Annotated in this window: 15 protein-coding genes and 3 pseudogenes; 3 read left to right on the forward strand and 15 right to left on the reverse strand. The window is 73.8% G+C overall.

Annotation, left to right across the window (positions count from 1 at the left end; genetic code table 11):
- Nucleotides 1-113 precede the first annotated feature (113 nt).
- From ACLIYP_RS00730 to ACLIYP_RS00750, 5 genes and pseudogenes are all read right to left on the reverse strand, one after another.
- Nucleotides 114-533, reverse strand: a complete 420-nt coding sequence (locus tag ACLIYP_RS00730; RefSeq protein ID WP_412711171.1) for an SDR family NAD(P)-dependent oxidoreductase — start codon at nucleotides 531-533, stop codon at nucleotides 114-116.
- A gap of 136 nt (nucleotides 534-669) precedes the next feature.
- A complete protein-coding gene (locus ACLIYP_RS00735; protein WP_412711172.1) occupies nucleotides 670-1,461 on the reverse strand; it encodes an SDR family NAD(P)-dependent oxidoreductase in 792 nt (263 codons plus the stop codon).
- A gap of 137 nt (nucleotides 1,462-1,598) precedes the next feature.
- On the reverse strand, nucleotides 1,599-2,189 hold the full coding sequence (locus tag ACLIYP_RS00740) for a TetR family transcriptional regulator (protein WP_412711173.1): 591 nt from the start codon (nucleotides 2,187-2,189) through the stop codon (nucleotides 1,599-1,601).
- A gap of 491 nt (nucleotides 2,190-2,680) precedes the next feature.
- Nucleotides 2,681-3,661 (reverse strand): annotated as a pseudogene (locus ACLIYP_RS00745) (phosphotransferase family protein); the annotation flags it as partial.
- A 268-nt stretch (nucleotides 3,662-3,929) separates the two neighbouring features.
- Nucleotides 3,930-4,605 (reverse strand): annotated as a pseudogene (locus tag ACLIYP_RS00750) (transposase family protein); the annotation flags it as partial.
- Between the two features lie 124 nt (nucleotides 4,606-4,729).
- Between ACLIYP_RS00750 and ACLIYP_RS00755 the strand changes: the two are divergent.
- The 3 genes and pseudogenes from ACLIYP_RS00755 to ACLIYP_RS31010 form a co-directional block, all read left to right on the forward strand.
- A complete protein-coding gene (locus ACLIYP_RS00755) occupies nucleotides 4,730-5,119 on the forward strand; it encodes a hypothetical protein (protein WP_412711174.1) in 390 nt (129 codons plus the stop codon).
- An 892-nt stretch (nucleotides 5,120-6,011) separates the two neighbouring features.
- The gene (locus ACLIYP_RS00760) at nucleotides 6,012-6,911 is read left to right on the forward strand and encodes an N-acetyltransferase (RefSeq protein ID WP_412711175.1); all 900 of its coding nucleotides are present in this window, start codon (nucleotides 6,012-6,014) and stop codon (nucleotides 6,909-6,911) included.
- Nucleotides 6,912-7,032: 121 nt separating this feature from the next.
- Nucleotides 7,033-7,236, forward strand: a pseudogene (locus ACLIYP_RS31010) (hypothetical protein); the annotation flags it as partial.
- Between the two features lie 564 nt (nucleotides 7,237-7,800).
- Here the strand turns inward: ACLIYP_RS31010 and ACLIYP_RS00765 are convergent.
- The 10 genes from ACLIYP_RS00765 to ACLIYP_RS00810 form a co-directional block, all read right to left on the reverse strand.
- Nucleotides 7,801-8,793 (reverse strand): ArsA family ATPase, encoded by a 993-nt coding sequence (locus tag ACLIYP_RS00765; RefSeq protein WP_412711176.1) that lies wholly within the window; start codon nucleotides 8,791-8,793, stop codon nucleotides 7,801-7,803.
- A complete protein-coding gene (locus ACLIYP_RS00770; protein ID WP_093662821.1) occupies nucleotides 8,784-9,041 on the reverse strand; it encodes a cory-CC-star protein in 258 nt (85 codons plus the stop codon). Before ACLIYP_RS00770 ends, ACLIYP_RS00765 begins: the two co-directional genes overlap by 10 nt.
- On the reverse strand, nucleotides 9,038-10,738 hold the full coding sequence (locus tag ACLIYP_RS00775; protein WP_412711177.1) for a carbon starvation CstA family protein: 1,701 nt from the start codon (nucleotides 10,736-10,738) through the stop codon (nucleotides 9,038-9,040). Before ACLIYP_RS00775 ends, ACLIYP_RS00770 begins: the two co-directional genes overlap by 4 nt.
- 818 nt (nucleotides 10,739-11,556) lie before the next feature.
- Entirely contained in the window at nucleotides 11,557-12,393 is an 837-nt protein-coding gene (locus ACLIYP_RS00780) for a metallophosphoesterase family protein (RefSeq protein ID WP_412711178.1), read from the reverse strand.
- A 264-nt stretch (nucleotides 12,394-12,657) separates the two neighbouring features.
- On the reverse strand, nucleotides 12,658-15,183 hold the full coding sequence (locus ACLIYP_RS00785; protein ID WP_412711179.1) for a TOMM precursor leader peptide-binding protein: 2,526 nt from the start codon (nucleotides 15,181-15,183) through the stop codon (nucleotides 12,658-12,660).
- The gene (locus ACLIYP_RS00790) at nucleotides 15,180-16,535 is read right to left on the reverse strand and encodes a SagB/ThcOx family dehydrogenase (protein ID WP_412711180.1); all 1,356 of its coding nucleotides are present in this window, start codon (nucleotides 16,533-16,535) and stop codon (nucleotides 15,180-15,182) included. The genes ACLIYP_RS00785 and ACLIYP_RS00790 overlap by 4 nt, the downstream gene beginning before the upstream one ends.
- Nucleotides 16,532-17,650: a thiopeptide maturation pyridine synthase gene (locus tag ACLIYP_RS00795; RefSeq protein WP_412711181.1), complete on the reverse strand. Its 1,119-nt coding sequence runs from the start codon at nucleotides 17,648-17,650 to the stop codon at nucleotides 16,532-16,534. The genes ACLIYP_RS00790 and ACLIYP_RS00795 overlap by 4 nt, the downstream gene beginning before the upstream one ends.
- On the reverse strand, nucleotides 17,647-18,552 hold the full coding sequence (locus ACLIYP_RS00800) for a lantibiotic dehydratase C-terminal domain-containing protein (RefSeq protein WP_412711182.1): 906 nt from the start codon (nucleotides 18,550-18,552) through the stop codon (nucleotides 17,647-17,649). The genes ACLIYP_RS00795 and ACLIYP_RS00800 overlap by 4 nt, the downstream gene beginning before the upstream one ends.
- Nucleotides 18,539-21,169, reverse strand: coding sequence for a hypothetical protein (locus ACLIYP_RS00805; RefSeq protein ID WP_412711183.1), 2,631 nt, complete (start codon nucleotides 21,167-21,169; stop codon nucleotides 18,539-18,541). Before ACLIYP_RS00805 ends, ACLIYP_RS00800 begins: the two co-directional genes overlap by 14 nt.
- Nucleotides 21,170-21,244: 75 nt before the next feature.
- On the reverse strand, nucleotides 21,245-21,418 hold the full coding sequence (locus ACLIYP_RS00810) for a thiomuracin/GE37468 family thiazolyl RiPP peptide (RefSeq protein ID WP_412711184.1): 174 nt from the start codon (nucleotides 21,416-21,418) through the stop codon (nucleotides 21,245-21,247).
- Nucleotides 21,419-21,672 lie beyond the last annotated feature (254 nt).

Here is a 21,672-nt window from a genome sequence, read left to right on the forward strand (position 1 = left end):
TCGGTGCGAGCGCGGACCTGCCGGCGGGAGGCGTGGTGCTGCTCCCTCCGGTGCGGTGGACGATCCTGTCCGGCTCGCCGCGTACCGCAGCCGGTCCGGTGGCCGGCGGGAGCCTACCTCGTGGAGCGCGGCGGCGGGACGGGGTGACGGGTGACGCGTTCGGCGACCGCGGCCGTGGCCGAGTGGGACAGCAGACGGGGCAGCTGGGGCATGATCTTGTTGAGGCGGCCGGTGACCACGGTCGACCACCTGGTCCGCTCGATGTACTTCAGTGCTTCGGTGACCGTCTGCTGCGGGGTCTGGGGCTGCCCGCCGGAAGCCTGCGGCCCGGTGGCGTCGAAGAACTCGGCGGCGGCTCCGCGCCGCGCCAGGTCGGTGGGGCGGACCCGTACCGTGACTTCGTACGTGGCCCGCAGTTCCTCGGCCATGGCGTGCAGTCGCTCGGCGAGCCGGGCGACCAGGACGAGATCGGCGCCTCGGCGCGCCAGTGCTTCGGCGAACGCGGCGCCGATGCCGGCGGAGGCTCCGGTCACCAGGGCGGTACGGCCCTGATGGGTAGCGGTTGTCGTGAAAGGCGTTTCCGGCGGAGCAGCAGCGCCAAGGAGGTGGGCCGTGGCCGGGTGAGCGCGGTGGTGGCAGTCGTGCGCAGGAGCGACGGGGGCACGGTCCTCAGGCACGGGGGCGCATGGTGCGGTGGGCCAGGGCCAGTACGGCGCGGCGTGGAAGGACTCGGGGCAAAGCGGCCGCGGCGATCCGGTTGACCAGACCGGAGACGGCGCTGGGCCGACCGCGGTCCACCGCGCGGAAGGCGGTGGCGATGACCTGGTCCACCGTCTGCTTCGGACCGCGTTCGGCGCCGCTGGCGTGGTCGAAGAAGGCGGTGTCAGTGGCGCCGGGGCACAGGGCGAGCACGCGCACTCCGGAGGACGCCGTCTCGGCGTGCAGAGCCTCGGTGAAGGAGAGCACGAAGGACTTGGTGGCCGCGTAGAGCGCGAAGTAGGGCAGGGGCTGGAACGCGGTGTTGGAGGCGATGTTCACGATCAGTCCGCGGCGGCGGTCGACCATGCCGGGCAGCAGCCGCCCGGTGAGGTCGACCAGGGAGGCGATGTTGACCTGCACCATGTCGGCGTTGCGCGCGGTCTGCGAGTCGGCGAAGAGCCCGTAGGAGGCGAAGCCGGCATTGTTGACCAGGATGTCGGCACGGACGTTCCAGTCGGCGAGGGTGTCGGCGATCGTCTGGCCTGCGGTGGGAACGGCCAGGTCGGCCGGCAGAACGCGGGCTGTGATCCCGTGGCGCCGGCCCAGCTCCTCGGCCAGCTCCTTCAGGGCCGGTTCGGTGCGTGCGACCAGGATCAGGTCGGCGCCGCGTTCGGCCAGTTCGCGGGCGTAGGCGCGGCCTATTCCGGAGGAGGCACCGGTGACGACGGCCACCTGGCCGCAGTAGTCGTAAGGGTTGGCCATGGCAGGTCCTTTCGCAGGGGGAGGGCTGGTGCGGACGGGCGGGCAGAGCAGCACCGCAAACGAAACGGAAAGGGCCGGAACCCGGCGGCCGACGGGCCGGGCCGGCTACGCGGCTGCGCGTCGGTCCGGTGTGGCGGTCAGCGGCTGAGCAGGCTCCATACCGCTTCGCGGGCCTCGGTCCAGGCATCGGCGTCCAGAGCCGCCGAGCCTGCGCGGTGAGCCTTGCTCAGCTGCACGTAGACACCGAAGACCATGGTGGTCAGCAGGCGCGGATCCGTCTGGCGGAACAGCCCCAGACGCTGCCCGGCCCGGATCAGGTCGGCGCCCATCTGGTCGACCCGCTCAGCCAGCCGCCGGCTCTCCTCATCGAGATAGCCGGCGTGCTGCTGGTGCTCCACGAAGACCAGGGCGTCGGGCTGCTCGGCGGCGAAGGCGGTCAGGTTGTCCCACATGGCCTCGAACGCCTCGCGCAACTGCTCGGGGTCGGCTGGCGCCCGCCCCGCCGCGCCGCGGTGCAGGTACTCGGCGAAGAGTTCCTTGGCCTGCCGGTAGACCGCGTTGGCCAGAGCCTCTTTGCTGGGCCAGTGCCGGTACAGGGTGCCGACCGCCACTCCCGCGCGCTCGGAGATCGCCGGCACCGTCGTGCCGGCGACCGTGCGTTCGGAGAAGACCTGCAGCGCCGCGTCCAGGACCGCCGTACGCGTTCTGCTGATGGATGCCGAGCTCATGAATGAATGTTCATTCACTCTCGGGTGTCCTGTCAAGTCCCACCCGACAGGGCAGTGGGCAAGGGCTCTCAGGACCGCGTCACCGTCGCATGCGAGCGGAAGGAACCTGCGGCGAACGCCCACGTGACCGCTGGTTCGGTGGTCGGCGTCCTCCTGCGTGCGGCCCCTCGCGCCGGCGGACCGCGCCTACCGGGGCTCCGGCATCCTGCCTTCCACCGCTCTCCGGCCGTCGCACCGCAGCGGACACTGCACGGCGCGGCACCCGGCCCCGCCGGCCTCGACCAGCCCGGCACAGTGGTGGCCGGCTTCAATCATCGCGGGGAACAGCGATCGTCGACCGGCTCCGGAGCCGGTTGCCGGTCAGCCGGCTCGCGAATGCCGAAGAGAGATGACGGCACTGCCGGACGGGCGAAGGGAACGCGGGACGTCCGGCCGTCGAGGCAGGCGGCGACAGGAGCGGTACGCATGTGGCGGACGCGGTGCTGCCGGACCAGCAGAGCCAGTGCCTCCCTCGCATTGTGCTCGGCGACTTCCCGCATCACCGTGCGGTGCGGGAAGTCGCCGTCGAGGAGGCGAAGGGGACCGGCCACCAGGGAAAGACGCATCGCGAGCATGTAGAGGTCGAGCCGTGCTGGATCAAGCCCTGGGCGTGACACGGCTGGGTACTGGTCGCCGAAACGAAGCTGCAGGAACACGTGCTCCCACTCGACATCGAAGAACATCAGGCCCTCGATGTCGATGAGGACGGGGTGTCCGGACGCGTCGATGAGGACGTGGTCGGGCCCCAGTTCGCCGTGGATCAGTCCGTACCGGGTACGCGGAGCCACTCGTGCGGCCAGTTCCAGCAGACGATCGTGCAAAGAGGCCGCGGCCGATCCGATTCCGGGGTCACGTTCGGCCGCCTCGGCGAGATCCTCGACGGCCCGCTCGAGCACCAGTCGCTCGCATGAAGTGCCACTCGCCTCGTCGCCCCGTTCGAGCACGTCCACCCTGCCGTAGCGCTGACCATGCTGCCGGTGCATCACATCGAGCATCGCGGCCAGCCGGCTCAGGGCATTTGACGCGCGTGCGGGATCCGTCTTCAGGAGCGCTTCCAGCGTGCCGCCGGCAATGTCCTCGACAACCGCCACGTCCGCCGGGCAGTGGCGTCTGCTGTCGTCGGCCACAAGCACCTCCGGGACCCGGACCCCAAGGGCGTCCAGTCTTCGCTGAGCGGCCAGGAAGGGGACCAGCCCGGAGGCGGGAGCGAACGGGTGGGCCGGGTCCACGGCTTCCGCTTCCGGCCAGAAGTTCTCGGCCTCGGCCCAGCTGTAGACGATCGCACTCGCCGCACGTGCCCCGCTCGTGCGAACCCGGTAGACCCCTTTCTTGCTCCCGCCGCGCAACCGGTCCACTCCGACGACCTGGACTCCCGCCCCCAGCGCCTCGTGCACGATCCCTGACAGGGCTTCACCGCCCGTTAACTGGCGCATCCGCCGACCCTACCCCCCGGCCGGTGCGTCGGCCCGAGTCCGCCTTCCGGTGAATCAGCCGGCCACGGCAGGTCCTTCGGCCCGTGCCCGGGTGCCGGCGAGACGGACCGCCACGTCGCCGAAGCCGACTTCCGCCCCGTAACCGGGCTGTCGGATCTACGGGACGAGCCCTCCCAGGGGGGCCTTGTCGGCCCCGACCAGGATCTCCGGCCTCCGGACGGCAACGTGGTGGCGGACCACCCCCTGGATGATCTGTTCCAAGGGGTCGGTGACCGTGGGTGATCAGTGGGTGCAGGACGGTTCGTCCGGTGGCGTCGCTGTGCCAGATCGCGCCGGTCAGCGCGAGGATGCGTTGCATGACGCGGACTGTGACGCCTCCGGGTGTGCGCCCTCGGTGCCGTTCGAGGTCGAGCCGTCCCTTGAGAATCTCGTTGACCGATTCGATGACCTGCCGCAGCGGCTTGAACGGGGCTGCGCCGGGCCGTTCCCGTTCACCTTTACGGGCAGGCCCTCAGGGGTGCGCACCAGGTGCAGGCGCAGGCCCCAGAAGAAGCGGCTGTGGCCGGCGCAGTGGCCGCATCCGGCCCGGCCTGCCAGGTCGGAGCGTTCGGCGGTCTCGCGGGAGCGGCCGCATTCCACCGGGGTGGAGTCCACGACCCGTACGCCGCCGCTCCACACCGAGGCGGTGTGGCGGCCGGGATCCGGTTGACTCTTCGCATCGGACCGGCGGCCTCGCACGGCCGCTTGCTGCGGCCGGGCTACCGGGGCAGGCAGGGGAAGAGGTGGCGCAGGCGGGCACGGGCATGGCGGAGCCGTTCGGCCTCGGAGGTGTGGCCGAGCACGGCCCGCATCGTGGCGAGGGCGACCGGTTCGGCATCGCTCAGGCGGTGCGCAATGCCGACCGGCGGGCGCCACGGCGCCGGGTCGGGATGCTCCTTCAGCATGTCGCCGGTCGTCGCATAGGGTGCTGTCGCGAGGGTGTCCACGTCGTTCGCCGCGAAGCGATCTCGGACGCCCTCTTTCTCGTCCGCGCAGGCATCCCTTGGACCGCGCCACAAGGAGGAACCGGTGTCATCCCCGCACCTGCTCACCCCCGAGGAGAAGCTCGCCGACGCGAAGAAGCTGTTGGGCCTCCCGCGTATCGTCGCGATCTGCGGCTCCACCCGCTTCATGACCGAGATGACCGAGGCCGATCTGCGAGAGACCAAAGCCGGAAGGATCGTCGTCAAACCGGGCTGTGACATGAAGTCGCCGCACGAGTTGTGGTCCGATCCCGTCGAGGCCGAGGCGCTGAAGGCTCGACTCGACGATCTGCACCGGGCGAAGATCCGGCTCGCTGACGAGGTGCTCGTAGTCGGCGACTACATCGGGGACAGCACCCGAGCCGAAATCGCCTACGCCCGGTCGCTGGGCAGGCCCGTGCGGTTCACGCACCCCGAAGTCGACCCTGGCGCCTGACCGCCCGCTACCGCCTGGGCAACCAGGGCCGGCAGCCCGCCGACAGGTCATGCTCGACCAGGTCACGGCCCGGGTCGCGGGCCGGTTGGGGCGAGTTGAGTCCCGGGCCGCAGCCCGCCCCTACCTGCTCGGGCTGCTGTCGAGCGTCGAGGGGAAGAACCGCCGGCAACTGGCCGAGCAGGCGGGCCGTACACGGCCTGGGCCGATGCAGCGTCGAGCTGATCGAAGCCGTGCCGGACGCCGGGATCACCGCCTCCTGGATTACCGGCGACGAAGCCTACGGCCAGGATCCCCGGCTCCGCGCCGCCATCGAGGTGCGCGGCATCGGCTATGTCCTGGCCGTCGACTGCTCGATGCGGACAAGGATCAACCACGGCCGCACTCCCGCCCGCGCCGATACCGTCGCCGGCCGCCTGCCCGCCACGGCCCGGCACCGGCAGAGCGCCGGAATCGGCGCGAGAGGCCCGCGGTACTACGACTGGGCCTGGATCCACATCGGCACCGGCAGCCATCGGCACCTGCTCATCCGAGCAACGGGGCCACCGGCGGACTCGTCTCCTACCTGTGCCGGTCACCCACCGAAGTGCCCCTGCCCGAGCTGGTCCGCGTCGCCGGTGCCCGCCGGAGCGTCGGGGAGTGCTCCAGGCTGCTGCACCGGTCCGGCTGGCGCCGACAACACCGGGCAACAGCCCGACGCGGGCACTGCCGACGGCGAACCGTGGACGGAGCGGAGGAAGCTCACGTACCGTGTGGCTCCACGCCCTGAGATGGATGGAAGGAGGCGAGTGCCGTGCGGCTCACACCTTTCCAGCGCTCCCCTTTCCACTGTCCCGGCGTGGTTCATGAGTTCTGACCGGGAGCGCTCCACGCAGCCTGTATCCCGGAGGAATCCATGACCGACCCGGTCATCCACGCACTCTCCGCGAGCGACGCCCACCTCTTCGATGCTCTCCCCGACCCACTGGGCGCCCGTGAAAGCCATCGGCGTACCCGGTTCCGCCCCGACTGGAAGCGCGTCGCCCTGCGCGACGGCGAGGTCGTCGCACGCGGCGCGTGGTGGGGCGGCCCTGACGACTCGGAGCCCGTCAACATCAACTGGTTCGACGTGGCCGAGGGCGAGGAGGAGGCGGGGGCCGAACTCCTGCGCTCCGCCCCCTGGCAGGTCGAACTCGAGATCAACCTGCCCGGCGGCTGGCGGGACAAGCCCGACCTGCGCCCCGCCGCCGAGGCACGCTTCGCCGCCGCACGAGCCGCCGGGTACGAACTCCTGGTGGAACGCTTCCTGTACCGCTGGACCCCGGAGCGAGGTCTGCCCGAGCGGCCCGGACGCCTGCACTTCAGCGCCGAACCCGACGACAACGTGTTCTTCGGCGCATTGCGCCGCATCCACTCCGTCACCCTGGACGCCCACGCGCTCAAGGCCATCAAGAAGGGCGGCCTCGACCAGGCGGTGCAGGAGGAACTCGACTTCTTCCACTGGTGCCCCTCCCCGCGGGAGTGGTGGCAGATCGCGCACACGCCGGAGGGCGATCTGGCCGGTATCCACATCCCGGCTCACAACCCCTCCGGACCGACCATCGGTTTCATCGGAGTCGTCCCGGAACAGCGTGGTCACAGCTACGCCTACGACCTCCTCGCGGAATGCACCCGTTTCCTCGTCGAACAGGGCGCGGAGTTCGTCAGCGGAGCGACGGACCGGGGCAACTTCCCCATGGCCGCGAGCTTCGCCAAGGCCGGCTTCCCCGTCGTCAGTGAACGCGTCAACTTCCACCTGGCGGGTCAAGCTGCCTAGCGCGGAGTAGCGCGCGGTGAGCGGTCCGGACCGAGGACGGGTCCGGACCGCTTGTCATTGCCCGATGGCTTGCCTTCCGACAGTGTGATCGACAGCGGCAGATGGAGGCGGAGTTGGGTTTCCGGAGATCCGCCACCTACTCGCTGCCGTCTTCAACCCACCGGCCGTGACCGCGACCAGGCTGCTGCACCGGTCCGGCTGGCGCCGACAACACCGGGCAACAGCCCGACGCGGCCACTGCCGACGGCGAACCCGCTCGACAGGTCGCGAAACCGCACCGGAGCACTGGGAGACATCCACCCCGTACTCGTCGGCCAGGCGGTGAAAGACGCGGGTGACGGTGTGCCGCTGCTTGCGCGGAGCATCAGGACCAGCGCGGAGGATGCCATCAGTCACTGGCTCGTGCGGGTCCAGAGCGGTCGCCCGGGGCGGCAGCTTCTTCCGTGGCTCGGACCGGGCCGAACCCAGTGCCTTGCGAACCGTCCACCACATCACGTCGTGCTTGCGCTCGAGCCCCCGCATCGACATGCCACCGCGATGGTCACGCCGGATCGCCGCGTACAGCCCGGCCTTCGACGTCTACGGCATGACCAGCACCTTTCACCAGGAGCATCCCGACGCTGCCCCGGCAAGAGCCCCGGAGCCCCCCAGGCCCGTCGACACCACCCGTCCGTGGAACGGGGCGCCTCCCGAACTCGTCGGCAAACGACGTCACTACAGCTCGGCAAAGCCGCGTCCCCGAACAGATCACACCGATCCGCTCAGGTACCTGTCGGGTCTGTGCGAAGAGTCGGCCACTGCGGCACACACACGGCCGTCGGAAGGAAGACGACCGGTGGCGCAGGTGCCGACTCGGCGCGCGCCACCGGTCGGCGGGGAGTGCGGAATCTCAGGAAGGGGAGGGCCCGAGCCGGTCCGCCAGCGCGGCAAGGGCCTGTGCGCCCACCAGATCCCCCGGCAGCAGCGGCACGTCGAGCAGGGGGATGTCCGGGACCCGCTGCCGCAGCCGGGCGAGGTGCTCGTCCTCCAGCCTGCGGCGGCGGTCGAGCAGTTCACCGGCGTCCGCCGGAGAGCGGCGGTTGGCGACGAGTGCGGCCACGTCGACACCGAGGCCGGTGAGCTTCTCGTACACCTCCACGGTCTCGGCGATCGGGAGCACTTCGGCGGTCAGTACGAGCACGAATCCGGTCCGCGCCGGGTCCGTCACCACCTCGCGCAGCCGGGAGAAGCGGTCGCGCCGGCGCAGCAGGATGCGGCGCAGCTCGGCGTCGCGGTCACTCTCCCCGCCGCCGCCGAGACCGCGCACCGCGGCACCGAACCGCTCGGACCGGTCACGGTTGGCGAGCAGGGTCTCGGTCCAGGAGGTGAGCTGCTCGGGCAGCGCGAGCAGCCGCAGTGTGTGGCCGGACGGCGCGGTGTCGAAGACGACCAGGTCGTAGGCCTCCTCCCCGAGTTCCACCGCCTCGGCGATCCGCTCCAGCACCGCCGACTCGTGGGTGCCGGGCGCCTGCCGGGCCAGCCGGAGGTGCCGGGCGGCCGGTGCGTGCATCCGCTCGGGAAGCAGCCGCCGCATCGTCTCGGCGACCGCGGACAGGTGCTGCTCGACCGTGCGCTCCGGGTCGATCTCCAGCCCGTCGACATGGCCGGCCGTCCCCGCCCCGGGGACGAGGTCCCCGGGGCCGGCGAGGCGCACGGGCTCGTCGCCCACAGGGCGGCCCCAGAGGTGGCCGAGGTTGTGGGCGGGGTCGGTGGAGACCAGCAGCACGCGGGCGCCCGACCGGGCACGGCCGAGGGCGAGCGCCGCGGCGACGGACGTCTTGCCGACCCCGCCCTTGCCGCCGACGAAGACGACCCTGCGCGAGGTGACGAGGTCTAGCAGCACCCGACGTGCTCCAGTGGCGAGCGGTCCATGCCCATACGGCGGTGCCAGGCGTGGAAGTCCTCGTAGAGGGCGGGCATCAGTTCGGCGGTGTAGTACGCCGCCGGGTCCGGTACGCCCAGTGCCTCCGCGAGGACCACCATCCGGAACAGGTCGTCCTCCTCGCGCCGGGCGCGGGCGAGGGTACGCCGGTAGGGACCGGCGTAGAACTCCTCCAGCCCGGCCCGGAACGAGGCCCAGCGGGACGTCACTTGGTCAGCCCGGCCTTCTCCGTCACATCGGCGTCGAGAGCCTCCGGCGGCTCCCGGGACGCCCGCCGCATCGCGACGACCGCCTCGAAGGCGACCCACAGGGCGGCGACGATGATGACGAGGTCGATGATCAGCAGCAGCCAGTCCCGGGCTTCGTAGAAGTCGCCGAGCTGCACGACCGCGGCCCAGAACGCCATGACGAACACGACCGCGAGCGGGATCAGCGCAGGCGCCGGATTGCGCCGCTTGCGGATCAGCATGACGGCGACGATGGACAGCGTCAGGGAGGCCAGCAGCTGGTTGCTGGTTCCGAACAGCGGCCAGATGCGCAGGCCTCCCTCGCCCCCGGCGCCCTGGCTGAAGGTGAGTCCCGCACCGACGGCAAGCGTGATGAGGGTGCCGGCGACATTGCCGATCCTCACCTTCGCGACCTCGCCGGCCTCCTGGACGACGAAGCGCAGCAGACGCACGCCGGTGTCCATGGTGGTGGCGGCGAACAGGATCGCCATGGTGGCCAGGACCGTGGAGCTCAGCGATACGGGCAGGCCCAGGCCGCTGTTGAGGATCGCGCCGCCGCCCTCGACGAACGCCGCGACGCCGCCCTGGCCGAAGGCGCTGTAAACGGCCTCCCAGTCGGCCAGGGTGCGGTAGCCCGCGACGGCGGCGATGATCGCGCCGAGCGCGAGCAGGCCCTCGCCGACCGCGCCGAAGTAGCCGACGAAACGGGCGTCGGTCTCCTTGTCCAGCTGCTTGGAGCTGGTGCCGGAGGAGACCATGCCGTGGAAGCCGGAGATCGCGCCGCACGCGATGGTGACGAAGAGCAGCGGCACGAGACTCGGGGTGCCCGCGGGCACGGCGTCGTTGAAGGCCGGGGCGACGATCGTCGGGGCGCTCAGCAGCACCGAGACGAACAGGATGCCGAGCCCGACGAAGAGCTGGACGCCGTTGATGTAGTCACGGGGCTGGAGCAGCACCCACACCGGCAGCAGGGAGGCTATGCCGGCGTAGACGAAGAGGGCGACGATCCAGAACGTCGCCGGGGACATGCCCAGGATCGGGTCGGGCAGCTCCACCGGGACGGCGTCACCGAGGAGGATCAGGCCGTAGAGCGCCGCGACGCCGACCACGGTGACCAGGCCGAGGCTCATCCTGTAGCGGTAGACCGCCTGGCCGATCAGCAGCGCCACCGCGACCGCGCCCCAGGCGGGGATCACCGCCGAGGGCGTGGAGATCAGCAGGTTCTTGATCACCACCGCGAAGGCCGCGACCACCATCAGGAGCAGCAGGAAGATCACGACGAGGAAGAGGTTGGCGCCGCGGCCGCCGATGTAGCGGCCGGAGAGCGTGCCGATCGAGCGGCCCTTGTTGCGCGCCGAGGCCCACAGGGCGCCCAGGTCGTGCATGCCCGCGAAGAAGACCGTACCGAGGGTGACCCACAGGAACGCGGGCAGCCACCCCCAGATGACGGCGACCGCGGGGCCGACGATGGGTGCCGCGCCCGCGACCGAGGTGAAGTGGTGACCCCACAGCACGAACTTGTTGGTCGGGACATAGTCCACGCCGTCCTGCAGTTCGTGCGCGGGCGTCCGGAAGGACGCGTCGAGCTTGTAGACCCGGTTGCCCAGGAATCTCGAGTACAGGACGTATCCGCCCGCGAACATCGCGAGGCCGATCAGGAGCAGGGGAAGCGCATTCATACGAGAGGCCCTCTGAGGTCTGGGAGGCGGGATGCCGGTCCGCACGAGACGTGCGCCCGGCAGACAGACAGCGGAGACGGTGGAGCGTGGCCCTCCTCGGTCGGGGCAGGTCGGTGGCCAGGACGGGGGAGTCGGCTGCGTGCACCCCTTTCGCGCAGCTTGGCGGCGGTTCCGGGCGCGGTGCGCCGCGCCCGGACGGCGACTGTGCCGCAGCCCTCGGTGAGCAGCTCGCCGAGACGAGGCCCGGCCTCGGCCGCCTCGGGGGCACTGCTTCCGCCGTGCGCGTCGTGGCCGGTGTCGCCGCCGGCTCCGACCTCGATACCGGATCTACCGATCTTGACCGAAAACGCTCCCCTCATAGTCCGTTCATGCTAGGTGACCGATCAGACGATGAGGAGCCCCCGGAGGCCGGTGACGACCGGCAACACCGGGCGGACGCCGCGATGCCGCCGAACGCTCTCACCGAAGCGGGGAAGGCCTCCCCGGACACCTCTCTCCGGCCGGCCCGCACCGACCTCGCCGCCGGCAGCGGAGCCGCCGAGAGGGGCTCCCGCCCGCCGACCGTACGACGCCCCTGCGGCAGGATCGCACCGTGGTTGCTCTCGACCTTCACGCTCTTGATGTCCGGGTTGCGGACGGTCACCGCGTCGAGGCTGGTGCGTATCCGTTCCTGCTCGTCACCGCGGCTTCCCGAGGACGTCCCCGAAGCGACCGCGTACCGCACCGGGACGGCGATGCCGGCCAGCACGGGCCCGGTTCGTGTTCGCGGGAGAGCCGGCCGAGCTCGGTGTCGCTGTTCGCCATCTGCTCGGCCGCGGTCACCGCCGCTCCCCCGGGTCCGGGAGCACGCGGGAGAGCCCGGGGGGCGCGGTCCGCCGGCTGCGCCACTCGCGCGGGTAACCGAGCGACACCTCGCGGTGGGGCACCCCGTCGCACTCGATCGTGCGCGGGATGTGCAGATGCCCGTAGACGACGGCGGCCGCGCGGTACCGCACGTGCCAGTCGGCCGTGGCCTCGGTGCCGCACCACAGCGCGAACTCCGGACAGCGCAGGACGCGGGTGGGCTCGCGCACCAGCGGGAAGTGGTTGACGAGCACGGTGGGCAGTGCGGGGTCGATCCGGTCCAGCCGCGAGCGGGTGCAGGCCAGCCGCGCCCGGCACCACGCCTCGCGGCTGGGGTACGGATCGGGGTGCAGCAGGTACTCGTCGGTGGCGATCACGCCCGCCGCACGGGCGGCCTCGAGCGCCTCCTCCTTGCTGTACGTGCCTTGGGGCCGGAACGTGTAGTCGTACAGCACGAACAGCGGCGCGATCACGGCCGGCCCGCCGGCTCCCCGCCACACCGGGTAGGGGTCCTCGGGCGTGACCACTCCGAGGCCGCGCAGGGTCTGGACCAGGTGGAGGTAGCGTTCCTCGCCGCGCAACCGCACCGGGTCGTTCGGCGGGGTCCACAGTTCGTGGTTGCCGGGGGTCCACACGACCTTGGCGAAGCGCTCGTTGAGCGTTCCGAGCGTCCGGACGACGTCCTCGACGGTCTCCGCGACGTCTCCGGCGACCACCAGCCAGTCCTCGTCCGACTCCGGGCGCAGGCCTTCGACGATGTCGCGGTTCCCGGCATGGCGGACGTGAAGGTCGCTGATGGCGAGCAGGTTCATCTCAACGCCCCCTCGGCACCGTGACGGCCGCGCCGCTCGTCCCCGTGCACACCACTGCCCCGTCCGTCCTTCTCCGCGCCCACTGCCTCTGCGCGTGTCCTGCCCACGCGCGCGTCCCGTGATGCGCTCGCCCCCTGCCGGACCGGTGCGTCCCGCCCGCCTGCGGACCGGCCCGGCGCGGTGGGCGGTCCACGATCACGCGGGAGAGCCGGGCCGGGCATGCGGCCGGGCGGCGGCCGTGTTCTCCCGGCGGAGGGGTGCTCGTCACGGGAAGGGGTGGGGGTCGGGGTTGAGGTCCTGTCGGCGGGGCCGGGCACCGTGCTCCCCGCTCAGGGCGCTCGGCACCGTCAGCAGTCTCGGCAGGCCGTGGACGCGCCGGTTTCCGTGCCCGAAGGTCATGGGCACCGCTCCGGGGACCAGCACCCGCACGCAGCGCAGCCCGGCGGCCGCGTGCTCGGCGGTCGTCTGGTCCACCACCAGGACGTCCATGCCGCAGGAGGCGAAGCGGCCGACCATGTCGCGCACGTGCACGTCGAGGGTCTCTCCCGCCGGCGTCCGGCGGCCGGCGAACGCCGAGGCGAGGTCCACCGGGGCCGAGCCGTTGTCCACCAGGTGGGCGAGGCGGTCGAAAGCGTCCGTGTGCGCGTAGCGCAGCGCGTGGTCGGGCATCCGCCGCACCTGTTCGGGGTCGGCCGCCAGTTCCGCCGCCCGGCCGGGGTTGCGGGCGTGGACACCGCGCAGGTGGTCCAGGAGCGGGCCGGCCTCGCGCGCGGCCGAGTTCAGGGCCGCGACCGGGTCCGGGTGGGCCGCCGCGGAGCACAGCAGGGCCGGCCTGCCGTGCCCGCCGCCCGGGTCCTGTGCCACCACGCACGCGCAGGGCACCGCGTGGTCGACGGACAGGTCGAAGGCGCGCAGCCGGTAGCCGGTCGATGCGGTGATCCGCGCGGCCGTCCGGCGGAAGGAGGCGTCGGGCACGGTCTCCAGGTCGATCTCCACCGCGGGCAGGCGGGTGTAGTGGCGGAGCAGGAACGCGTCCCGCTCGGCCACCTCCAGCAAGCCGAAGAGGACGGCCTCCTCGATGCAGGAGCCGACCGCGCAGCCGCTGGAGGTGTCGTGGACGAATCCGGGGTCGTCGGGGCGCAGGGCGTGTGAGCGGTAGTAGGCCAGCGACTCCGGCACCAGGACCTGCCGGCCGGTGCCCATGTGGTGGGCCCACACCCAGGTGGTCTCGCGTCCGTCGTCCCACGGGGTGAACGGGAAGTCCGGTCGCGCGTAGCGGTGCGGGTCGTGTGTGCCGAAGCCGCGCGGGTCGACCGCCACCGGGCCGAGGTCGTCCCGGCTCGCCCGCACGGTGCTGCGCCGCCCGCCGGGGACCATGCCGCCGAGGCGTTCGAGCGCCTCCAGGACGGCGACGGTCTGCGCGGTCTCGGTGTCGGCCGCCCGGCCGTACCCCGCCTCGGGGCCGGGGCCCGCGCGGACCCCGAAGGGGGCGGTGGCCGTCGCCAGGCCGCCCTCGGTAGCGGTGCGGATCTCCGCGACCACCCCCACGACCGGGTCCACCACGGTCGACAGCAGCGCCCGGCGTACCTGCGGCAGCGTCCGGGCGCGCAGCCCGCCGCGGTCGGGTACCGCACGCAGGGTGACGCGGGCGTGTTCGGGGCTGTCGCCGGGCGGGTTTCCGCAGTCCGGGCACAGCGGGTCGGGTACGAGCGGGTGCCTGCTGACGGCCAGGTCCCGCAGGCCCACGGCGGCGACGGCACGGGTGAGGTCCACACCCCGCTGTCCGCGCGGCAGCGACTGCGCGGCGGCGATGTCGGCGGCGAGCCCGCACAGGAGGCCGTCGAGCCACGGGGCGAACGCCACCGGCCAGGGCAGGCGTTCCTCGAGCGGCCCGGACCGGCCCTGCCCGATCATGCGTTCGCGGAACCCGGCGCAGCGGACGCAGCCGGGCGCGGGCCGCCCGTCGTCGCCGAGTTCCTCCAGCGGGCCGATCACCAGTTGTCCCGGCCGGACGCGCAGGGGGAGCCACCGCGTGCCCAGCCGGCGTGCCAGGGCCCGTCCGTCGCCGATCGCCGACGGCTGCCACCGGTCGGGGGCGAGGAGCACCGGGCCGGTGGTACCGCCCACCGGAGCGGCTGCGGCGATGCGCCGGGCCAGATCGCCGCCGCCCAGCACCGCGAGGGTGCGGGGCGGGGCGGCGGGGCAGTTGTCCGCACCCTTGTGGCCGGCCGGGATGCCCTGCCCGTGCGGCGTCCGGTCGTCCGGCCGGTCGAGGCCGAGGAGACGGGCCTGGGCCGCCCGGACCAGCCGGGCCGCCGCGGCCGAGGGCACGGCCGGGAGGTGGACGCGGGGAAGCGGCGGGGGTCCGGTCGTGGTGCCCGGGGCGGTGCCGTACGGCGGGCCCGTCCTGGCCAGGGCGACACGGACCGCCTCGGCCGGCACCCCGGCGGCCGTGGGGCGCACCGGTGCACCGGCCAGGACCGCGGCGGCGCGGCCGGGGTCGTCGGTGAGGCAGTGGTACCACCGCGCAGGCCCGGGCGGGCGGGCTCCGCCCCGCAGCACACCGGCCGCCGCCAGCACGGTGAGGAGCCTGCGGGCGGCCGCTCGCCGGGCGGGGTCCAGGGGCCCGGTCAGCGCGTCGGCCTCGACGCCCCGTTCCAGCACGGGGGCCAGCCGCTCCAGCCACAGAGCAGCCGCCGGGGGGAGCGCCGTCCTGGTGTCCGCGGTCACCACGGCCGGCCCGTCGCCGTCGCGGGTCAGTACCGCGTCCGGTCTCAGCCGCACCGTCACGGCAGGCTTCCCAGACAGAACTCGCCCACGCTGGACTCCTCGACCGGGTCGCAGCCGGTGGCCCGGGCGAACAGGTCGATGTCGCCCGATCCCAGCGCGCACGGCGCCAGCCCCATCGCCGTGGCGACGCTGTACATCACCTGCTGCACGACGCCGACGTGTTTGAGCACCAGGGCGTATCCCATGGCCTCGTACTTCCACATCAGGCGTCCGAAGCGGGCGGCCAGCACGAGGAGCGCCTGGGGCCGCCCGGCCCCGCCCGTCGCGGCGTCCGCGTCCCGCAGCAGGCGGTCCACCGTGCGCGGCGGCGCCCCCGTGGCGACGAGCGCGTGGTCGTGGGGGTCGTAGTGGTAGAAGTCCCGGGGCACGCCGCGGACCTGTCCCGCCGCGACGTAGACCTCCATCTCGTACAGGCCGCCGCCGCAGGGGTAGGGGCGGCCGACCGGCGGTCCCTCGCCGTCCCGGCGGCGTGCCCGCGCGGTACGGAACAGGAACTCGCCGAGCCGGTCGCGGGTCAGCGGGTCGGCGGTGCCGTGCCGCCGGTGGGACCGCCGGTCCTCCAGCACCCGGGTCAGGCTGGGGTCCGTCCTGGCCGCCCGGTCCAGGTCGGCGGCCGGGAGGGCCAGGACGCGCCCCGGGTAGGGCGGACGCCGTTCCGGCAGCGGGGCGAAGCGGCCCTTGGCCCAGCGCGTGCCGCCGAAGCCCGTCCCGGCGGCGCGCGTACGGCGCCCTGCTCGGCTGCGGACGTGGAAGTCCAGCTCGTGCGGGGCCCACTGAAGGGCCGTGAAGTCCGCCTCCTCCGCCTCGCGGTCCACGAGGAAGCCCTCGGCTGCGAGCTCTCCGGCCACGGCGGCGGCCGCCGCGCCGGAGCGGGCGGCCGGTTCCGGGTCGTGGAGGACTCGCAGGACGTCGCCGTGGTGCACGACGATCCTGGAGTCTGCCAGCGGCGACTCCAGGATGATGTCGTCGCCGTCCCTGCGGACGCGGGCGAAGCGGGACAGCGCGCGGGGCCGGCCGGGTGCCGGGGCGGGGCCGTGCGGCCGGCGCGGGCCGAACGGCACGGTGGTGCACAGGTCGTGGCCGCCGGCGTGGAGTGTGCGGATCACCCAGCCGCGGTCCAGGGCCGTCAGCAGGGCCGCTCGCTCGGCGGGGTTGGTGGCGTCGGCGGCGAGTTCGTCCTCGGTCGTCTCCCGTCCGCCGAGCGCGCGCAGGGCGGTACGGGCCCCCGGGGACAGGGTTCCGAGCACGGCCGTGTCGGGCGGCGCGGCCAGTGCCAGCGTCCCGCGGGCGTCCCCCAGCTCGTACACGCCCGGACGCAGGCGCCGCCGCACCGTCACCGCCGGGGCGTTCACGGCGCCGCCGGGGCGGACCAGGCGATGCGGTCCTCGGCGCGGACGCCGAAGGCGTGCTCGACCGCGTCCGCCGCCAGGTGGCACAGCAGGAACCGCTCGTGGGCGTGGACACCGATCCGGGCGAGCTGGAGATAGGTGATGTTGAGCATCACGCGGTACAGCGCGAACGGCAGGCTGTCGCGGTGGACCTCGCGGAAGTACCTCTGCTGCAGCAGGGCGCGGTGGAACCGGCTGCGGGCCAGCAGGTACTCGGGGGCGTCCCGTACGCCGGGCCCGGCCAGGCTGCGGCCGACGGCGGGGAGGACCAGCGTGCCGTCGGTCAGCAGCCGCTCCGCCCGCTGCCGTACGGCGGTGGCGGCGCGCACCCATTCCGCCGGCAGACCGCCCGCCGCGGCGGTGCCGCCGCGGTCGCCGTCGTCGAGCGTGCGGACCAGCGTACGCACCCGGTGTGCGAGGGCTTCGCGGTCGCGGCGTGACCGCGCCGACCACACCGGCCGCAGCGCGGGGCCCTCCGGGGCCGTGCACAGGTAGGTCTCGGCGTGGGAGCGGAAGGACACGAACCCGTCGCGGACGTCCAGCCCGCTCAGGGCGTGGGCGGTGGTGACCATCAGGTCGAAGGCGGTGCGGGCCCGCTCGGGCGCGGTCTGCGATCTGCCGGCCATCCGCAGGGCGAGTGCGGTGGTGTCCACGTGGAAGTCCTCCAGCAGTCCGGCGCCCGCCTCCCCGAGCGCCGCCCTGCGGCACGCGTAGGGCTCGGGGGTCACCGAGTTGTCGCGCCGCCACGGCAGCAGGCGGCAGGGGTCGTCCTCCAGCCAGGCCAGTCTCCGGTGGGCCCGTACGGTCTCCGCGGTGGGGCGGGCGGTGCCCCGCGACGGAAGGCGGGCCATGCCCCGCTCGGCGGTCTCGCGCACCCTGGGCAGGACCTCGTGGGAGAAGGTGTGCGCGTCGGTGCGGAAGTTCAGCCTGAAGTGCGGCCCCCGCCTCCAGTGCCGGACGAAGTACGCGTGGGGCGCCGCGTCCGCGGTGGCGGCCAGGGCCCGGCGCACCACCGTCGCGGCGAACCGGTTGGCCCTTTCCTCGTCGTGGAAGTGGACGTGGACGCTGTGCCAGGTCATCGGGATCCTCCCGGTGCGTCGGCGGCTCCGGCCGCCGCGGTCAGACGGTTTCGCAGCGCCGCCTCCGCGGCGGGCGTGACGCCGATGCGGTTGCACGCGAGATGGGCGCACAGGTCGAACAGGGGGACGAGAGCGTTCGCGCCCGTGTGCGTCCCGGCCCGGGCCTGGGGCGGCCGGTACCGTCCCTCGGCGATCTCGGGGAGGAGCTCGCCGCGCAGGGTCGTGAAGGCGGCGGCCCAGCTCCCCAGGCAGGCGCCGGTGCGGGGCCGGTCCGCGTGGCCGCGCTCGGCCAGTTCCAGGGCCCGGGAGACCGCCGGCGCGAGCCGGGCCCCCGGTCCCCCGCCGTCCCGGAGCAGGGACACCGGCTGCCCGGCCGCGGCCCGCGCGAGCGCGATGACGGACAGGGCGGCGGTGTGCCTGGTCTGCTCGGAGGCGGCGGCGGTGACCAGGTGCAGTGCCAGGGTGCTGGTGAGGTGGAAGTGCCGTTCGATCGCCTCCCCCGCGCGGCCGCTGCCGTAGCGCCGCTCCCGGTGGTACGGCTCGACCGTGACGCTGTCGGGGGGCCTGAGGTGGCGGAGGTAGCGCCTGCGGCCCTCGGCACGGGCCAGTGCGGCGGCGGCGGTGCGGTAGTCCTCCGGGGACTCGCGGTGCCCGGCACGGTGGCCGGCGAGGTAGCCGCGCAGCCTGTCGAGCGAGTGGCCGAGGGTGCGTGCGGCGTCGTCGGGGTGGCAGGCCAGTCTCAGCCGCAGATGCCGTCCGCCCTCCCAGTAGCGCAGGAAGAACCAGTCGCCCAGCACGCCCCGCTCCCGCAGTTCGGCGACCAGCGGGGCGGCGGCCTCGCTCAGCAGCCGGTCCAGGTCGGCGTGGTAGACGTACAGGCTCAGCCACTCACGGCGCCGCACGGCAGCCCTCCCCGTCCCACCGGTCCTGCGGTGTCGGCACCATGAACTCGGCGACGTGCCCGTCGGCTCCCGGCCGGCCGGCCGGGAGCGGCGGCAGCACCTCGTCGAAGGCCACGGCGCGGTCGTGTCCGGTCATGAGGTTGCGCGCCGCCCTCACCAGCAGGCAGCTCGCGGTGTCCAGCAGCAGCGGCTTGGTGTCGGTGGGGCGCGGTCGTGCGCCGGAGGCCGTCGGCCCCTCCTCCGTCCCCGGCAGGGTGCGGACGAAGCACCGCTGCGGAATGCCCTGGTCGCGCATCCAGTTCGCCAGGCGCAGCATGTGGTCGGCCTCGTGTTCCCCGGGTGAGCGGGAGGGTATGTCCCGGGCCCGGGTGACCCACCGGGCGCGCCGCAGCACGACCGCCCCCACCCGCGTGCGCGGCAGCGCGACGGCACCGTGCGGACGGCCCGGCACGAGGTGGCGGGGCAGCAGGGCGCGCAGGCCCAGGGCGGGATTGCACTGGCCGACCGGCCCGAACGCGCGCAGCAGGAACCGGGCCGTCCAGGAGAGGTGGGACTCGGCGGTCATGCCCAGGTGGACCGGGCGGATCCGCGCGGTGCTCCCGTCCTGCGCCCTGTACACGAGTTCCAGCAGTCCGGCGTCCGGGTCGTGGCGCACCCGCAGGCGGGCCGGGGTGAGCCGCGGGACCGCGGAGGCCGTCGGTTCGCCGGTGAGGTCCAGTTCCAGGGGCGCCCCGGGCAGCCGGTCGTCCATGGAGTAGCCGTGCGCGCCGGCGAGTTCGGCGAACGGCGGACCGTCGTCCACGGCGGGCAGCGCCTGCGCGGCCGGGACGGGGACGCGGGCCGACTCCAGGAGCCTGCCCAGGCGGGTCAGTCCGCGTCCCGGTCCGGCCAGGACCAGGTTGACCACGACGGCGAGTCCGTCGCCGGTCTGCCAGGGCTGCACGTAGGCGACCCCCGGGTCGGGGCGTGGCACCCACCGCGGCCATATGCCCGCGGTCGACAGGAGGTCGTCCGGTTCCAGGTGTCCCCCGCCGTCGGCCGCCGACTTCAGTATCCGGTCGGTCTCCGCGGCACGGAGCTCCCGCAGGCGCCGCACGCGGTCCGGGGCGTCCGCCGCGCCGGCGGGCACCGCCGCGGGGTCGGCGAGCCACTCGTCGGCGGTGAGCCCCTCGTCGGCGGCGAGGCGGAGCGCGGCGGCCAGGGGCACCTCCGTCCCGGGACCGAACCGGGCCAGGTGGCGTTGGGCCAGGGCCAGCCTCAGCGGCAGGTTCTCGTCGAACAGCGCGAGCCAGCGCCGCACGGCGCGCAGGTCGCGCAGCGGCCCGCGCCATGCCCGTCGTGAGCAGGTCGCCGCGGTGCCCGGTACCACGCAGGTCTCGAACAGGGCGTCCCGCGCTGTGGGCCGGGTCAGGCCGGGGACGGTGGCGGCGAGGCGGGAGGTCAGTTCGGCCGCGCGGTCGGTCAGCGCACGGCTTCCGCGTTCACACGTCGGTGCGGGAGCGCAGACCGTCTGGTGCAGGGTGCGGACGAGTTCCGTCCGGCCGAAGGGGTCGGGCCGGAGGGCGAGGTCCTGCCACAGCGCCCGCACCTGGCACTCACCGCGCGAGGGCGCGCCGGTGCGCAGCAGCAGTCCCGCCGCGAACAGGGCGCCGAGCGCCCGTTCGGCCTCCTGCGCGGGACCGTGTACGGCGCCCGCGGCGTCCTCGGCCGGCAGTCCGTCCGGAGCGTCGAGCAGCGCGTCCACCACCGCCTCCTCGGCGGCGGGCAGCCGTAGTTCGGCGATCCGCCCGGCGTCGGCCGGGAGCAGCAGGAGGCGGGCGCCGGCCCGCACCAGCCGGGGGTGTACCCGCACCCGGTCGCCCGGGGTGCGCGGGGCGGCCGCCCGGACGGCGTCGAGCACGAACCGGTTCACCTCCACCACACTGCGCGGGTGTCCGGTCGCCTGCGGGTGGACCGCCACCGCCGGACCGCTCGGAGCCCATGCCGCCAGACCGACCGCGGTGAGGGAGCTGTACGGACTGGTCTTGACCGCGCTGCGCACGACGAACCGGGTGAGCCGTCCGGCGGGCTTTCGGGCGAGGCGGGAGGTCCCGCCGCGGACCCGCTCGGCGAGTGCGGCCAGCTCCCGGTCCGCCTGCCGCAGGCCGTGGTCCACGGCACGGCAGGCGGTGTGGGCCAGCAGCGCGCGGGTGAGGTCCTCCTGCGACTCCTCGACGGCCGTGCGCAGCCGGGCGGTCAGCGCGGCGCGGGCGGCGCGGCCGTCGAGCCAGCCCCGTACCGCGTCACGGACCGGTCCGCCCACCGCGGCGGCGATCTCGGGGGTCCACTCCCCCGGCCCGGGGCGGCGGTCGGCGTGGACGGCGCGGCGCAGTCCCACCAGGCGCGGCCGCGACGGGGAGCCCGCGGGGGGCAGACGGCGGATCTCCTCGCCCAGCGCGTCGACCAGTTCGGCACGGCCGCGCCGGGCGCGGGCCGTCGCCTCGGCGAGCGCCTCCAGTGCCTCGCGGACATCCCGGCAGGTCAGGGAGTCGGCCGCACGGGCCGGCAGCGCGGTGATCCGTACGCCGAGGGCGGGCACCAGCGGTTCCCGGCCCGTCGTCTGCCGTCGGTCGTGCATCACACCTCCTCACGCCGGTGCCGACTGCTGCGGGAGGCCGCCGCCGGTGACGCGGTCACGGGCAGCGGCCGGGTGCTAACTGCTGCAGACGCAACTGCAGCAGGTGGTGCAGCTACCGGGAGAGCCGGCGGCGGAGGCGTCGAGTTCCCCCATGCCGTGCCCCGCGGTCAGCGACTGCACCGTCAGCCCCTCGTCGGTCAGTTCGAACACGTCGAGCGGCAGGTCGTCGAGATCGAGGTCGTCGTGCACCGTGTGTCTCCTTTCCGGGATTCCTCTGCGACATCGCCTCCTCACGGTAGGAAGACGGGAGCGTTTCCCGACAGTCCGGACGAGGCGGACGACCGGCGCCTCTTGCCGGGCACCCCGTCGGTGCACTCCGGCTGCCGGTGGCCGGAAGGGCCGGTCCCGCGGACCGGGCCGCGGCGGCCTCGGTCATGTGCGCGGGCCGGCCCGTTCCGCGGTCCGGCGGGCCGCGGTCCCGCCTTCCGGCGGCGCGCAGCGCG

Source organism: Streptomyces nanhaiensis, assembly GCF_046614825.1.
Taxonomy (GTDB): Bacteria; Actinomycetota; Actinomycetes; order Streptomycetales; family Streptomycetaceae; genus Streptomyces; species Streptomyces radiopugnans.